17 protein-coding genes are annotated in these 15,122 nt (G+C 48.1%); 6 read left to right on the top strand and 11 right to left on the bottom strand.

Going from position 1 to position 15,122, the window contains the following annotated elements; translation table 11 throughout:
- Positions 1–65: 65 nt before the first annotated feature.
- From MC24_RS06140 to metG, 11 genes are read right to left on the bottom strand one after another with little or no spacing between them, the layout of a single operon-like run.
- On the bottom strand, positions 66–977 hold the full coding sequence (locus MC24_RS06140) for an ATP-dependent sacrificial sulfur transferase LarE (RefSeq protein WP_011944081.1): 912 nt from the start codon (positions 975–977) through the stop codon (positions 66–68).
- A 29-nt stretch (positions 978–1,006) separates the two neighbouring features.
- Positions 1,007–1,480 (bottom strand): metallophosphoesterase family protein, encoded by a 474-nt coding sequence (locus MC24_RS06135; RefSeq protein ID WP_010865261.1) that lies wholly within the window; start codon positions 1,478–1,480, stop codon positions 1,007–1,009.
- A 4-nt stretch (positions 1,481–1,484) separates the two neighbouring features.
- Positions 1,485–2,327, bottom strand: coding sequence for a pantoate--beta-alanine ligase (panC, locus tag MC24_RS06130; protein ID WP_038053505.1), 843 nt, complete (start codon positions 2,325–2,327; stop codon positions 1,485–1,487).
- Positions 2,324–2,836: a DUF501 domain-containing protein gene (locus tag MC24_RS06125; protein ID WP_012311314.1), complete on the bottom strand. Its 513-nt coding sequence runs from the start codon at positions 2,834–2,836 to the stop codon at positions 2,324–2,326. The genes panC and MC24_RS06125 overlap by 4 nt, the downstream gene beginning before the upstream one ends.
- Positions 2,806–3,600 carry a 50S ribosomal protein L11 methyltransferase gene (locus MC24_RS06120; RefSeq protein WP_012311313.1) on the bottom strand — a complete coding sequence of 265 codons (795 nt, stop codon included), beginning with the start codon at positions 3,598–3,600 and terminating at the stop codon, positions 2,806–2,808. The genes MC24_RS06125 and MC24_RS06120 overlap by 31 nt, the downstream gene beginning before the upstream one ends.
- A complete protein-coding gene (rpiB, locus tag MC24_RS06115; RefSeq protein WP_004080405.1) occupies positions 3,590–4,021 on the bottom strand; it encodes a ribose 5-phosphate isomerase B in 432 nt (143 codons plus the stop codon). Before rpiB ends, MC24_RS06120 begins: the two co-directional genes overlap by 11 nt.
- Positions 4,018–4,359: an anti-sigma factor antagonist gene (locus tag MC24_RS06110; protein ID WP_012311312.1), complete on the bottom strand. Its 342-nt coding sequence runs from the start codon at positions 4,357–4,359 to the stop codon at positions 4,018–4,020. The genes rpiB and MC24_RS06110 overlap by 4 nt, the downstream gene beginning before the upstream one ends.
- Before the next feature lie 11 nt (positions 4,360–4,370).
- On the bottom strand, positions 4,371–4,964 hold the full coding sequence (lexA, locus tag MC24_RS06105) for a transcriptional repressor LexA (protein WP_012311311.1): 594 nt from the start codon (positions 4,962–4,964) through the stop codon (positions 4,371–4,373).
- Positions 4,961–5,335 carry an archease gene (locus MC24_RS06100; protein WP_012896606.1) on the bottom strand — a complete coding sequence of 125 codons (375 nt, stop codon included), beginning with the start codon at positions 5,333–5,335 and terminating at the stop codon, positions 4,961–4,963. The genes lexA and MC24_RS06100 overlap by 4 nt, the downstream gene beginning before the upstream one ends.
- Positions 5,332–7,746, bottom strand: a complete 2,415-nt coding sequence (gene gyrA / locus MC24_RS06095) for a DNA gyrase subunit A (RefSeq protein WP_038053503.1) — start codon at positions 7,744–7,746, stop codon at positions 5,332–5,334. The genes MC24_RS06100 and gyrA overlap by 4 nt, the downstream gene beginning before the upstream one ends.
- A 13-nt stretch (positions 7,747–7,759) precedes the next feature.
- A complete protein-coding gene (gene metG, locus MC24_RS06090) occupies positions 7,760–9,649 on the bottom strand; it encodes a methionine--tRNA ligase (protein WP_038053500.1) in 1,890 nt (629 codons plus the stop codon).
- Positions 9,650–9,709: 60 nt separating this feature from the next.
- Between metG and MC24_RS06085 the strand changes: the two genes are divergently transcribed.
- Genes MC24_RS06085 through hisS form a run of 6 tightly spaced genes read left to right on the top strand, consistent with a single transcriptional unit; the run spans position 9,710 to position 15,100 of the window.
- Positions 9,710–10,558 carry a DUF4438 domain-containing protein gene (locus tag MC24_RS06085; RefSeq protein ID WP_012311307.1) on the top strand — a complete coding sequence of 283 codons (849 nt, stop codon included), beginning with the start codon at positions 9,710–9,712 and terminating at the stop codon, positions 10,556–10,558.
- Between the two features lie 4 nt (positions 10,559–10,562).
- Positions 10,563–11,231 (top strand): rhomboid family intramembrane serine protease, encoded by a 669-nt coding sequence (locus MC24_RS06080; RefSeq protein WP_038053497.1) that lies wholly within the window; start codon positions 10,563–10,565, stop codon positions 11,229–11,231.
- 19 nt (positions 11,232–11,250) lie between these two features.
- Positions 11,251–11,682 (top strand): potassium channel family protein, encoded by a 432-nt coding sequence (locus tag MC24_RS06075; protein WP_004080386.1) that lies wholly within the window; start codon positions 11,251–11,253, stop codon positions 11,680–11,682.
- Positions 11,679–12,335, top strand: coding sequence for a potassium channel family protein (locus MC24_RS06070; protein WP_004080380.1), 657 nt, complete (start codon positions 11,679–11,681; stop codon positions 12,333–12,335). Before MC24_RS06075 ends, MC24_RS06070 begins: the two co-directional genes overlap by 4 nt.
- Positions 12,336–12,353: 18 nt before the next feature.
- A complete protein-coding gene (locus MC24_RS06065) occupies positions 12,354–13,841 on the top strand; it encodes a TrkH family potassium uptake protein (RefSeq protein ID WP_038053595.1) in 1,488 nt (495 codons plus the stop codon).
- Complete coding sequence (hisS, locus tag MC24_RS06060; RefSeq protein WP_038053493.1) at positions 13,838–15,100, top strand: histidine--tRNA ligase; 1,263 nt, start codon at positions 13,838–13,840, stop codon at positions 15,098–15,100. The genes MC24_RS06065 and hisS overlap by 4 nt, the downstream gene beginning before the upstream one ends.
- Positions 15,101–15,122 lie beyond the last annotated feature (22 nt).

Raw genomic sequence — 15,122 nt, 5'->3', positions numbered from 1 at the left:
GTTTTCTTCTGAACTTGAATATCTTTCTCAGAAAGAGCAGAAGGGGACATCTGAAGGCCATAGTCTCACTCCTTTCTGGCATCGACCACCTGAAAGGTGCGAAGTTTGTTGTTCTTCGATTCTCTCCACTCGATCTCGATGGGGAAGGCGAACTCCGGTTGAAGCCTTCCCTCCTTTATCCACTTTCTTGACTCTTCGTTCCTGTAGATCGCGGGACTGGCCAGAACCACGAGTTTCATAGGGCCATCGACCACGATGACCCCGTCTATCGTCTCTTCTGCGGAGAGCTTTTCGACGATCTCGTTCATCACCTTTTCTGGTGGAAGAGGTTTCACATTCACGAGGGCGATGTTTCTTGAAAGCGGCCCGATGATCTTCACGTTGGCGAGTTCCGGCTTGAAGCCATGTTCTTCGAGAACTCTGAGAAGGATCTCGTTTGCAGTAGAAACAGCTTTTCCGTGGTAATCCGGGTTTATGAGCATCTTCAGAAGGTGTTTCAGTTTGCATCCTTCTCTTCCCGCAGACTCACCGATCTTCTTCACTTCCAGTCCGAGGAACTTCAGCATCTCGTTTATCTCTTCTTTACCGACCCTGCAGAGTGGTGAGTAGACACCGTCGAAGACCTTCAGGCCCGTTTTTCCCCAGCTGTCGGAGGCGTTTGCACCGCTCGCAACGAGGTGACCCTGAGCGTATCTTTTCACCAAAACGGTCTTCACGTCGCGGGTGCAGGCGTTGCAGGATGGACCGTGTCTCCAGACCTTCTCCTGCATCCTGTTGGAAGGAATGAAAGTGTGTTTCAAGCCGTGTTTTTCTGCGAAGTTTCGAACAATCTCTCTCGATCTCTCGTAGGTGTAAGGGCTCCAGTCCACGGTGACGAGCTCCACCCTTTCTTCTCCGAGGGCCATCTTCGCCAGGATTGCCACCAGCGAACTGTCCTTTCCCCCGGAGAAGGCAACGTAGAGCTTTCCGTCTTTCACGGTTTCTCTTATGTCCTCGACGATCTCTTTTACAAGGTCTTCAACTCGAATCGTACTTCACCCCCGTCCAGTTCAAGGACGGCGTAAGAGCCTTCAGCGAGGCTTCCCGGGTTCAGAAATCTCACACCCGCTTTCACCGTGTCCTCCGGTTCGTGGGTGTGTCCGAAGAGTATCACCTGAGGTTTTTCGTTGAAGACCTTCAAAAGACGGTCTTTCAGATCCCACGGGGCACCCCACCCGTGACACATTCCTATGGTGACACCCTCTACAAGCAGGACTTTCGAGAACGGAAGGTGTTCTTTCACGTCTGGATAATCCATGTTTCCGTGAACTCCGTAGAATTCCTTAGAAAATTTCTCAAGAAGGATCACCGTGTCCAGATCCACATAGTCTCCAAGGCCTATCACGCCATCGTACTCTTTCAAAGAGTTCAGTATCTCATCCGGAAGACTGGCCATGCGCACGGGAACGTGTGAGTCGGAGATCAAAAGGAACCTCTTCACGTTCTCACCCCAGGATCGTGTTGTCTATGAGTCTTGCATTTCCAACCCAGGCAGCCACCGCGACGATCACCTTTCGATCGATCTTCTCAACCGGCTCCAGAGTCTCCTCGTCCACGATCTCCACGTAGTCTATCTTCACCTTATCGAACCTGGAAAGGTGTTTTATCATCTCTTCTTTTATCTTTTCTGCGTCTCTTTCACCGTTCAGATAGAGATTCTCCGCTATTTTCAGAGACTGATAGAGCGAAAGCGCCTGCTGCCTTTCTTCGGGCGACAGATACACGTTCCTTGAGCTCATCGCGAGGCCATCCGGTTCTCTCACGATGGGACACTCGATCATTTCCACGTCCATGTTCAGATCTCTCACCATCCTCCTCAGAACCCTGAACTGCTGTGCATCTTTTTGACCGAAGTACGCCCTGTGAGGTTTCACGATGTTGAAGAGCTTCGTGACCACGGTGCACACTCCACGGAAGTGTCCAGGACGGGATCTACCACACAGATTTTTTGAAAGCTTCGTTTCTTCAACGTAGGTGGAAAAATCGGGAGGATACATCTCCTCGACTGACGGATGGAAGATGCAGTCCACGTTTTCTTCTTCGAGGAGCTTTCTGTCTCTTTCGAAATCTCTTGGGTACCTCTCGTAGTCTTCGTTGGGACCGAACTGGGTAGGATTCACGAAAATACTCACCACGACCACATCGTTTTCATCCCTTGCTCTTCTCACAAGAGACAGGTGCCCTTCGTGGAGGTATCCCATGGTGGGGACGAATCCTATCGTTTTTTTCTTCTCTCTCATTTCCTCGGAGAATTTCTTCATTTCCTCTATGGTTTCTATGATCTTCATTCTCTCGCCTCCCCGATTTTGCAGAAAACATCATCACAGAATTTCTTTTCGATGAGATTCCACACGGTTTCTCCAACAGGATTTCCAACATCTGCCAGGTAATCCGCCAGGTGAAGGTGGAGGCACTTCACTTTCGAGAAATCTCGAATACCACCTGTTCCTACCTTTTCCAGAATTTCGCGGAAGGGATGTTCCCCGGTGAGGAGCCTTTTTCTTCTCTCTATCACTTCTAAGTGTGCCTTCCTCATCTTTTCTCGAAACGCCACATCGGACGCTATTCGATCTTCGAGTTTCTTTATGAACCCTTCGCTCTCGAGTTTGGATACTTCTCTTCTCAAGTGGGGACAGGTGAGCCAGTAGAGCGTGGGAAACGGCTTTCCATTCTTGATGGGCAGACTTTCGATCACAACCGGATAGCCGTATGGACAGCGATAAGCCACCCGATTCATGTTCGTGATCTTTCTTCCAATCTGCCACTCTACGATCTTTTCATCACGAGAGTTACCCATTCTCTCTCCTGCTTTCTCTCCAAAACGTTCCATCCGTGTTCACTGGCCTTCCTTTTCACCATGTCTTCTTTCTTGTCAACGATCCCTGAGAGTATGAGCATGGAATCTCTGTGTGTGACACGATTCACATCTTCGAGTAGCTTCACGTGAATCTCAGCCAGAATATTGGACACCACAATATCGAAAGTACCCTCCACATCTGAGAGAAGATCCGACCATTTCACCAGTACGTCGACGTCGTTCTTTCGAACGTTCTCTTCAGCCACCTCGACGGCCTGCTCATCCACATCGACCGCTACCACCTGAGACGCACCGAGTTTTTTGGCAGCGATGGCGAGTATTCCCGTTCCACATCCAACGTCGAGCACAGTGTTTCCTTCCTTCAGATACTTTTTCAGGAAGAAGACGCTCATTCTCGTGGTGGGATGGAGACCTGTGCCAAACGCCACACCGGGAGACAGTTTTATCACGATCGCATCTCTTCTGTTTATCTTTTCAGTTGGATCTATGAATATTCCCTCGACGATTTCAAAGGGTTCGAGCTCGACTATCCAGTCTTTGGGAGTGGTGATCTTCTCATCAACAATCTCCCAATCTTTCAAAAAATCAGGAAGGGGTTCACCCTCCCTAAGGTAGATCTTCAACACCCTCTTTCCCTTTTCATCTTCCTCTATCGCGAAATTGAAGAATCCCTCTTCGTAAAATTTTTCTACGAGTTCTTCCTCTTCGACTCTCAAAGGAAAGATCAGCTCTTTAAACCTCATCGATCTTTCTGATTCTCCTTTCGTGCCTTCCTCCATCGAAGGGTGTTGAGAGGAAGGTATCCACTATCCAGAAAGCGAGCTCTGCTCCGATGAGCCTTCCCGGAAGAACGAGGATGTTTGCATTGTTGTGCGATCTCGCGAGTCTTGCCATGTCCGGGAAAAGACAGAGAGCCGCTCTTATGCCCCTGTACCTGTTTGCGGCGATCGACATCCCGAGTCCTGTACCACACAAAAGGATTCCAAAATCCGCTTCGTTCGACAGAATGGATTGAACGACTTTTTTCGCATAGTCCGGATAATCAACGGATTCCTCGGAGTAGGTACCGTGATCTTCCACTTCTATTCCCTTGCCCAGAAGGTAGTTTTTCACCTTCTCTTTCAGTTCAAAGGCTGCGTGGTCCGATGCAATAGCGATCTTCACTTTCTTCGCACCTCCTCCATGGCCTCCGATATCGTATCGTATATCTTCACTATGCGATCCAGATTCGTCAGAGAGAGGACTCGCTCTACTTTCTCATTTGGAGATATCAGTGCAAAGAAACCACCACTGCTGCTGATACTCTTCAAAATGTTTACAATGACACCCAGACTGAAGCTGTCTATGCTCTCCACATCCGAAAGGACCAGAAATATCTTGTTGTAACCATTGTTCAAAAACTCGTCAAAGACCCATTTTTTGAACAGATGTGCGTTCTCTATGTTGAGCTCTTTGTTCGGCATCAATATCACCACATCATCCACAATCTTGTAGGGAAACATCCTATCCCCCCTTAGAGTTTTCTGAAAACTCCCACCACTTTACCCAGGATTTTCACCTTTTCCGCCTTGAAAAACATCGACGACATCTCTCTGTTAGCGGGCCTCAACTCTACCGTATCACCTCTCTGATAGAACTTTTTTAGCGTCACCTCTCCGTCAACCATCGCCGCCACGATATCCCCGTTCTGCGCCCAATCCTGTCTTCTCACAAGAACGAGGTCCCCATCACAGATGTGTTCTTCTATCATGCTTTCTCCTTTTACTTTCAACAAAAAGTGATCGTAACCGCTCGAAAGAAAGCTCTCGGGAATTTCTATGTAATCTTCCAGATATTCGATGGCTTCTCTTTTTTCACCTGCACGAATCTCTCCAATCAGAGGTATTTTGTTCCTTATGCTTTTCGAAACCCTCAGTGCCCGCGGTTTGCCGTTTTTCCTTTCGATGTAACCCTTCTTCTCCAGAGCAATTAGATGGAGAAGAGCGCCGCGCGGGGTGATTCTGAAGCGCCGCGCAATCTCCCTCACCGAGGGGGGATATCCATTTTTCTCTATGAACTCTTCTATGAACAGAAGTACCTTTCTCTGCCTTTCAGTGAGATCTTTCAAGTGTCGAACACCACCTTCGTTTTCAGAACATCGCCATCGTGCTCGAACTTCAGAAGATGGTATGTGAGGGCTTTTATTTCGGTCCCCTCTTTTTTTCTGATCTTCCTGAAAGTTACTTTTAGCTCGTTTCCTTCCCTTTTAATCCTCCAGGGAGCCCATCCTTTCGATATCTCAAGAATCCAGTCGTTCACCGTGTCAAAGAAAACGTCTTCCATCTCTTCAAGAGGATAAGTTTTCTCTTTCTCTTCGTTATCGAGGACAATCCCTTCTTCTTCGAAAAGGATGTTCCTCGCTTCTTCCAGAAGTTCTTCGTAAGAATTCCCGGATATCTCGTAAGCAATGTCAGCAGTGTGCTCTATGGGTTTCCTCAATCTTTCACCACCGCCACCTTCGATATGGTATCGTCTCCAAGTTCGATGAGTTTCACGCCTTTTGTCACACGACCGATGACACCGATTTCAGACGCGGGAAATCTGATCATCATGCCGTTTCTTGTGACCACCACTATCTCTTCGTCGCCCCTCACGTATCTCACGGCTACTACGTACCCTGTTTTGTTCACATCGGAGATGTTTCTGAGACCCGTTCCTCCTCTTCTCTGAATCCTGTACAGCTGAACGGGTGTTCTCTTGCCGAATCCCTTCTCTGTCACGGTGAGAATCTCTCCTTCGTCACCTGGAGGTATCACGTCCACACTCACCACTTCGTCTCCTGGCTGAAGTTTTATCGCCTGAACTCCGGCTGCATTTCTTCCCATCCTGCGAACATCGCTCACCGGGAATCTGACGGCCATACCCATCTTCGTTGCCACTATGAGTGTTTCTTTTTCGCTGTTAACAACCCTGGCGCTGACGATCTCATCTCCAGGTTCTATCTTTATGGCTCTGACACCGCGGTTGCTGGTGGCGTTTTCAAACTCTTTGAGAGCGGTTCTTTTGATCTTCCCAGATTTTGTAACGATCACAAGATCATTTCCATCACCGTTCAGAGAAGCGAGTGCTACGATCTTTTCTGTGTCTTCGAGATTCAGAAACGCGGTGATGTGCCTTCCTCTCGTGTTTCTTCCGGTGGTTTCCAGCTGATAATTCTTGAGAACATACGCCCGTCCGAGGTTCGTTATAAACAGGGTCGATGCGGTGTTTTTCGCGACCACAACGAACTCGACCTCGTCATCTTCAGTGAGTTTCGAGACGGTGATTCCTTTACCCCCGCGCTTCTGCGATCTGTAGCTGTTCAGCGGTGTGCTCTTTAAATAGCCGTTATGACTCAATGTTATCACCACGTCTTCTTCGACAATGAGCTCCTCTTCGTTGTACTCGATACTTTGATCTGTGACCTCTGTTCTTCTGGGATCCCCGTATTGTTGCTTCAAGTAGAGGAATTCTTCTTTCATTATCTCCTTTACTTTTTCGTCCTTCTCGAGTATTTCCTTCACTTCTGAGATCTTCCTGACCAGATCGGAGTATTCGTTTTGAAGGTTCTCTATTTCGAGGGAAGTCAGCCTCGAAAGTCTCATGTCGAGAATGGCTTTTGCCTGTTCTTCGGTGATTTCGAGTGTTTCCATGAGTGATTGCTTCGCACTTTCCACATCCTTGCTGTTCCTCACGATGTCCACAACAACACCTATCGCTCTTGCCGCCTTCAGGAGACCCTCGACAACGTGTGCCCTCCTTGTGTACTGTTCGTATTCGTACCTTGCTCTTCTTCTGATGACTTCAAAGCGGTGCTCAAGGAAAGCCTCCATCAATCCTTTCAAATTCATCAACCTGGGTCTTTTGTGTTTGTCTATGACCAGCATCTGAACGTTGAAGTAATCCTGAAGAGCAGTTCTCTTGTAGAGATTGTTTATTATGACCTCTTCGCTGGTGTCCTTCGGGATCTCTATAACTATCCTCATTCCGCGTTTATCGGATTCATCTCTTATGTTCCTGATTGGGAGTGATTCGTCGTCTTTCGCTATTTTTGCTATTTGTTCTATGAGACCCGCTTTACTGACTCCGTACGGAATCTCCGTGATGACGATTCGCTTTACTCTCTTTCCATCCTCGACGTGCACCTTTCCTCTGACGATGATCCTGCCTCTTCCCTCTTCGTAAACCTTCTTCAATTCAGAAGCGTTCACTACCACGGCTCCTGTGGGAAAATCCGGTCCTTTTATGAACTGCATGAGTTCTTCAACCGTGGCTTCTGGATGATCGATCAAATAAATCAGGGCATCCACGGTCTCGGAGAGATTGTGTGGAGGTATGTTTGTGGCCATTCCCACCGCTATACCGGAGGCACCGTTTATTATGAGATTTGGCACCTTGGATGGGAGGACTTCCGGCTCCTTCAGCGTGCCATCGAAATTGTCGACCATGTTCACCGTGTTCTTTTCTATGTCTTCGAGCATTTCTTCGGCAAGCTTCGTGAGTCTCGCTTCCGTGTACCTCATCGCGGCCGGAGGGTCTCTGTCTATGGAACCGAAGTTTCCCTGACCCTCTATGAGTGGATACCTCATCGTGAACGGCTGAGCCATCCTCACGAGGGCATCGTACACGGGTGCGTCACCGTGAGGATGGTACTTACCCATCACTTCACCGACGATTCTCGCACTCTTCTTGGTGGGTGAGTTGTGTTTGAGACCGAGTTCGTACATTCCATAGAGAATTCTCCTCTGAACGGGTTTGAGGCCATCCCGAACGTCCGGAATGGCCCTTCCCACTATAACGCTCATCGAGTACAGAAGATAAGACTCAACAAGTTCATCCTCTACGGGTTTGTTTATCAGGATCTCTGGCATTCACATCCCTCCGTCAGGACACCTTCGCACCTGGTGTGATTTCTCCATCTGCAGTCAAAAGTCTCAAGGTATCGCCGGACTTTGCGGCGAGGAGCATTCCCTGAGACTCTATGCCCATGAGTTTTGCGGGTTTTAAATTAGCGACAACGACGATCAGTTTTCCTACGAGTTCTTCGGGTTTGTAGTGTTCTGCAATTCCCGCCACTATCTGTCTCTTTTCCGTTCCAAGATCGATTATCAATCTGAGAAGTTTTCTGGAATTTGGAACCTTCTCCGCTTCGAGGACCTTTGCAATTCTGAGATCTACTTTGGAAAAATCATCTATTGTGATCACGTTCTGTTCGACCGACACCGTCTCCACCACCTTTTTGAAGTCTTTCGCGTCGATTTTTCTGAAGAGAGGTTCGCCGTGGATCACTGTGGAACCAGACTTCAGAACTCCCCAGTTTTCCAGATGTTCCTTCGAAGGCTTTTCTTCAAAGGACACTCTCCTGAACACTTCTTTGGAGGTGTCTGGCATCACCGGGAGTGTCATCAGAGCCACCTTGAACACGGCCTCCAGTGAGTTGTACAGCACCGTTCCGAGCCTTTCCATATTTCCCTCTTTTCCAAGTATCCAGGGCTTCGTGTCATTGAAGTACTTGTTCACATCTGCTATGAACTCCCATATCTTGTCCAGGGCTTCTGTGAGCCGGTAGGAATCCATGAGTTCATGGTAAGCGTCTTTTGTTTCGAAGAATCTCTCCTTCAGCCAGCTATCGAGCCCTTCCTGAGCAGAAGGAGAAGGAAGTCTTCCGTTGAAATACTTCTTTATCATAGCCGTGATCCTGTGAAGGAGATTTCCGTAGTCGTTCGCGAGATCGGAATTCAATCTGTGGACGAGCCTTTCCTCCGAGAAATCGCCGTCTTTTCCGAACATGATATCCCGTATCAGGTAATACCTCACCACGTCGTTGCCGTATCTCTTCACGAAGAATCTGGGGTCTATAGCGTTGCCGAGGGACTTACTGATCTTCTGGCCGTTCACCGTGAGCCACCCGTGTGCGAACACCTTTTTTGGAAGTGGGAGTCCAACCGACATGAGCATCGCAGGCCATATGATGGAGTGGAATCTGTTTATTTCTTTTCCTATCAGATGCAAATCTGCAGGCCACCATTTATTGAACATCTCATCGTTCCAGCCGTATCCTATAGCGGATATGTAATTTATGAGCGCGTCCACCCACACGTAGATCACGTGTTCCGGATCGTCCTTCATGGGAACGCCCCATTTGAAGGTCGTCCTGGTGATGCTCAGGTCTTTGAGACCACCTTCGAGAATCTTCAGCATCTCGTTTCTTCTGAAGTCCGGTTCCACAAAATCGGGATGCTCCTCGTAGTACTTCAGGAGAGGATCTCTGTATTTCGAAAGTCTGAAGAAGTAATTCTCTTCCTCCACCCATTTGACGGGTCTTTTACACTCCGGACAGAAACGTTCTTCTCCTTCCTTTATAACCTCGTCCTCGTTCCAGAACGTCTCACAGGGGACACAGTACCATCCCTTGTAGATGCCCTTGTAGACGTCTCCGTTTTCTTTCATCTTCGCAACGAATTCCTGGACGGTTTTCATGTGCATTTCGTCTGTGGTTCGGATGAAATAATCGTTCGTGATCTTCAGTTCTTTCCAGAGCTGTTTGAACTTTTCAGCCAGTTCGTCACAGAATTCCTGCGGGTCCTTTCCAGCCTGCTGGGCTGCCTGCAGGACCTTCTGGCCGTGTTCGTCCGTTCCCGTGAGAAAGAACACATCGTAACCCATGAAACGTTTGTAGCGAGCGATGATATCGGCTACAATAGTGGTGTAGGCACTTCCTATGTGAGGCTCAGAATTCACGTAGTAGATTGGGGTGGTGATGTAAAATTTCAAAGTGTCACCTCCTTGTTTTCCCTATCTACTCAATGATACCACACACTGGAGGTGAGATTTGTGAGAACTAACAAAGACAGACTCGTTCGAATTTCGGTTGTTGGAGAGATCGCTCCAGCGAAAATGAGGTCTCCTTACAGTGTAACAACCGAAGGGACAGTGAGGGTAATTCCAGTGCTTGGGGGCATCACCTACAACGTGAAAGTGGGTGACAGTGCTTACGGATGGGCAGGAGACCACGTAGAACCGGGTGTTTCTGTCATGGCAAGGAATAAGGAAGAGGAAATACCGCTGATGACCCTTTCGTGTATAGGAAACGAAGTGATCGTGATGTCTGGAGACGCGAAGGGAAGCAGAGGGTTCGTCACGGGAAAACACGGAGGTGTGAACCACGTTCTCGTTTATTTCGAAGAAGAAGTACTCGGAAAGCTTATGGTGGGGGATAAGATATTGATAAAGGCCTGGGGGCAGGGACTGAAGCTTCTGGATCATCCGGATGTGAAGGTGATGAACATCGACCCAGATCTCTTCGAAAAACTTGGGATACAGGAAAAGAATGGGAAAATCCATGTACCTGTTGTTGCGAAGATTCCAGCGCACATGATGGGATCTGGGATTGGCGCTTCGAGCAGTGCTTCCACCGACTACGATATAATGGCATCGAATCCTGAGGATCTTGGAGTAGCGGATCTGAAACTTGGAGACATCGTCGCAATTCAGGACCACGACAATTCCTATGGAGTTGGAAAGTACAGAAAAGGGGCAGTATCGATAGGTGTTGTGGTACACTCTGCCTGCGTTTCAGCAGGACACGGTCCGGGCGTGGTTGTGATCATGACGGGAGACGAATCGAAGATATTACCGGAAGTGGTGGAAAGGGCGAACATATCTGACCATCTGATGAGGTGATATCGTGTTTCCTCTTTACGATGTTCTCCCAAGTAGAAAGAAGCCTTACGTAACGATAGCTTTGATTTTGATAAACGTGGTTGTTTTCGTGTATGAACTCATGTTGAACGACAGAGAACTTCTCCTGTTCATGTACAGATATGGCCTCGTGCCAGCTCGTTATACGGTTGAGAGAGTAAAAGAAGCGCTCGGCTTTTCCCTTCTTCCTTTCATAACTCACATGTTTCTCCACGGAGGGTTCTGGCACATCCTGGGTAACATGTGGTTTCTCTGGATATTCGGAGACAACACAGAAGACGAGATGGGCCATGTTGGCTACACTCTGTTTTATCTATCTGCCGGTATTTTTGCCGCACTCACCCAATTCGTTTTTGCGTTTCATTCAACAACTCCCATGGTTGGAGCATCCGGAGCGGTGTCCGGCGTTATGGGAGCTTATTTCGTGCTGTTTCCGTACTCGAGGATCGTGACTCTGTTTCCAATTTTCTTCTTCCTCACACTCGTGGAAATACCGGCGTTCTACTATCTGATGATCTGGTTCTTTATCCAGGTTCTGAACGGCCTTGTTGGATCCTACGGAATAGCGTGGTGGGCACACATAGGTGGATTTGTCTACGGGATGATTTGGGGATATATTTTAAAGATGAGAAGGATTCACAGGTACAGATATTGAAGGTGAGGGAGTTAACAGTATGTCAAAAAAACAGAAAAGCAAGTACATCGTGATATTCGGCTGTGGAAGACTTGGATCGCTGATAGCAAATCTTGCTTCCTCTTCGGGACACAGTGTCGTGGTCGTGGATAAAAACGAATACGCGTTTCACAGGCTCAACTCCGAGTTTTCCGGTTTCACCGTGGTGGGAGATGCCGCGGAGTTTGAAACTCTGAAAGAGTGTGGTATGGAGAAGGCAGACATGGTGTTTGCGTTCACGAACGACGACAGTACGAATTTCTTCATCTCGATGAACGCAAGGTACATGTTCAACGTGGAGAACGTGATCGCCAGGGTCTACGATCCGGAAAAGATAAAGATTTTCGAAGAAAATGGAATAAAAACCATCTGTCCCGCCGTTCTCATGATAGAGAAAGTAAAGGAGTTCATCATAGGGAGTGAAGAAGATTGAAAGTCATAATAATCGGTGGAGAAACGACGGCGTATTACCTTGCGCGTTCCATGCTGTCACGAAAGTACGGTGTAGTGATCATAAACAAAGACAGGGAACTCTGCGAAGAGTTCGCCAAGAAATTGAAGGCGACGATCATACACGGAGATGGAAGTCACAAAGAAATACTCAGAGACGCCGAGGTTTCAAAAAACGATGTGGTGGTGATCCTCACTCCAAGAGATGAGGTCAATTTGTTCATCGCACAGCTTGTTATGAAGGACTTCGGGGTAAAGCGGGTAGTGAGTCTTGTCAACGACCCGGGAAACATGGAAATATTCAAAAAAATGGGTATCACAACCGTCTTGAATCTCACCACTCTCATAACGAACACGGTGGAGGCTCTCATCTTTCCAGATGAGTTCTCCAGCATCATACCGCTGGAACAAGGTATTGAGTTTCTAAGTGTGAACGTGGAAGAAGACAGTCCGGTTGTGGGAAAGAAGTTGAAGGATCTTCCGCTTCCAAGGGATAGTATCATCGCAGCTATCGTCCGCGGTGGGGTGCTTGTGGTTCCGAGAGGAGATACGGAGATTCTCTCCGGTGATAAACTGTACGTGATCGTAAGTGCAGAAGCCAAAGAAACAGTCGAAGAGACACTGCTTGGAAGGTGAGGAAAATTGGAAGACCTAATGACCAGTACCAAATACAGACTCAAGGTGATTTTCTGGTACGTAGGTCAGCTTTTGATATGGTTCCCTGCGATCCTTCTTCTGCCAACAATTTTTGTGATTTTCTATCCTGAAGAGTGGATATACATCGAGTCTTTTTTGGTTCCCTCAATCATTTCCTTTGCCTCTGGTGTTGTTCTTAAAAAAGTTTCAAAATTGAACGAGACTCGTGTGGTGGGATACCAAGAAGGAGCGGTGATAGTTGTCACAACGTGGTGCGCCGCGGTAGTCCTTTCAGCACTTCCGTTCGTTATAGAGGGTCTTTTGAATTTTCACCAGGCAGTATTCGAGGCCACAAGCGGCTGGACCACAACGGGGCTCACCATGTTTTCTGACGTGGAGAGTCTTCCCCATGTGTTTCTGGTGTGGAGAAGTGTCATGCAGTTCATTGGAGGTGCGGGATTTGCCGTCATAATGCTCGCCACATTGATCGGACCTCTCGGAGCTTCCCTTTACAGTTCCGAAGGTAGGGTGGACAACATACTCCCAAATGTGACCCACTCCACGAAGGTGATCATGGTCATATACGTGGCGTACGCCGCCGCTGGTATGTTCTTTCTTCATATGGCCGGTATGCCCTGGTTCGATGCCTTCAACCATTCTCTCACGGCTCTCGCAACGGGTGGTTTCTCGGTGAAAAACGCGAGTATTGGATACTACAACAGTGTATCGATAGAAGTGATAACCATCGTTCTCATGCTGCTCGGTGGAACGGGTTTTGGAATCCATTACACCCTCTGGAAGGGAAACTTCAAAGCCTTCGTCAAAAACGGGGAACCCTGGATCATGGGATCCACCATTGTCATCGCATCGCTGTTTCTACTGCGACCAGCCAGGAAGGTTTTTCACGAAAAGGCGCTCAGATACGTGGTGTTTCAGGTGGTCTCCGCAATAACGGGTACCGGGTTCTCCAACGCCGATCTTGTTCCGTGGGTTACTCTCTTTCCAATCGGCGTGTATCTTCTCACCGTTATCATGATGCTCGGTGGAATGATGGATTCAACGGCTGGTGGTTTGAAACAGTTCAGAGTGTTCGTCACACTGAAATTGATATATCGATCTATCATCAATTTCATGGGACCGAGGCGAAAGGTTGAAAAGATCATAGTTTGGAAAGGTGAAAACAGGAAAACCATAGACGATGGGATCATAAAGGACATGTTCGTCTTCTTTGGTGTCTACGCTCTGACCTATCTGGTGGGAACCTTGATCCTCATGAGTTACGGATACGATCCACTGGTTTCCATGTTCGAATTCTCCTCCGCAATGAATGGAGTAGGTCTCTCGGTGGGGCTCACCAGTCCGAATCTTCCGGTGGGTGTAATATGGACCATGACGGTGGGCATGTTCCTCGGAAGACTGGAATTCCTCGTCGTCTTTTACGCAATTGTGAGAATCATAAGAGATGTGAAGATTCTTCTCGAGGAAAGGGGAGGTGTGAATAGTTGAAATACAGAAGGATAAAGGGAACAAACGATATCTTCGGTGAAGAGATATGGTACTGGAGGTACGTCGAGGAAACCTTCAGAAATGTGTGCGAAAGCGCGGGAATAGAGGAGATCAGAACTCCCATATTCGAACAGACGGAACTTTTCGTTAGAAGTGTGGGAGAAGAATCGGACATTGTTCAGAAAGAGATGTACACCTTCCAGGACAAAGCGGGAAGGAGCATCACTCTGAGACCAGAAGGTACCGCGCCCGTCGTCAGGGCTTTTCTGGAGAATTCTCTGATAGACAGGGGGTTTCAGCAGAGATACTACTACATAGGTCCCATGTTCCGATACGAAAAACCACAATCGGGGAGATTGAGACAGTTTCACCAGGTGGGTTTCGAGATCATCGGCCCCGAATCTCCAAAAGCGGATTTCGAGGTGATCATGCTGGTTGATACCTTCTTGAGAAGGCTCGGACTCACGAAATACAAGATTCACCTGAATTCCATAGGCTGTCCGGTGTGCAGGAAAAACTATCGCGAAGCCCTCAAAGAGTATTACGGTCAAGTTCTGGACAATCTCTGTGACGACTGCAAAAGACGTTACGAGACGAACATTTTGAGACTGCTCGATTGCAAGGTGGACCACGAATACTCTCTGAATGCACCAAAAAGCGTCGACTATCTCTGTGATTCCTGCAGGGCACACTACAAGAAGTTGAAAGAGTACCTCAACACTTTCGAGATCGAATACGTGGAAGATCACACCCTGGTCCGCGGGCTCGACTACTACACCAGAACGGTTTTTGAGGTGAGGCACGAAGGTCTTGGAGCCCAGAGCGCCATCGCGGGTGGTGGAAGGTACGATGGCCTTTTTGCGGAACTTGGGGGCTCTTCCGTACCCGCCCTTGGTTTTGCAGGTGGTATAGAGAGAATTATACTCGCTTTAAAAGCAGAGGGAATAGAAATCCCGATGAAAAATGTTCATCTTGTTTACATCGCAACTCTTGGTGAAAAAGCCTTTATGGATGGTGTCCAGCTTGCGGGTGAATTGAGAAAGAAGGGCCTGAGTGTGGATGTGGACATCATGGATAGAAAGCTCTCCGGTCAGCTTAAGCACGCCAGCAGAATGGGATCGAGGTATGCGGTCATTATTGGTGATGAAGAACTGGAAAAAGGAATCGTCATTCTCCGCGACCTCGAGACGGGAGACCAGGTTGAAATCGATCGGGACTTCGCCGCTGACTACATCGCTGAAAGGGTTTCAAAAGATTGATGCTATACTTGAAATGGGTGGA

The organism is Thermotoga sp. Mc24 (assembly GCF_000784835.1).
GTDB lineage: Bacteria > Thermotogota > Thermotogae > Thermotogales > Thermotogaceae > Thermotoga.
This window is presented reverse-complemented; position numbering and strand designations above follow the sequence as displayed.

Excerpts from the sequence above, each read along its gene's own strand:
- gyrA (WP_038053503.1), bottom strand. The coding sequence starts at position 7,746 with ATGCCAGAGATCCTGATAAACAAACCCGTAGAGGATGAACTTGTTGAG.
- MC24_RS06075 (WP_004080386.1), top strand. The coding sequence starts at position 11,251 with ATGTCAAAAAAACAGAAAAGCAAGTACATCGTGATATTCGGCTGTGGA.
- panC (WP_038053505.1), bottom strand. The coding sequence starts at position 2,327 with ATGAAGATCATAGAAACCATAGAGGAAATGAAGAAATTCTCCGAGGAA.
- MC24_RS06125 (WP_012311314.1), bottom strand. The coding sequence starts at position 2,836 with ATGGGTAACTCTCGTGATGAAAAGATCGTAGAGTGGCAGATTGGAAGA.
- MC24_RS06110 (WP_012311312.1), bottom strand. The coding sequence starts at position 4,359 with ATGTTTCCCTACAAGATTGTGGATGATGTGGTGATATTGATGCCGAAC.
- MC24_RS06065 (WP_038053595.1), top strand. The coding sequence starts at position 12,354 with ATGACCAGTACCAAATACAGACTCAAGGTGATTTTCTGGTACGTAGGT.
- MC24_RS06120 (WP_012311313.1), bottom strand. The coding sequence starts at position 3,600 with ATGAGGTTTAAAGAGCTGATCTTTCCTTTGAGAGTCGAAGAGGAAGAA.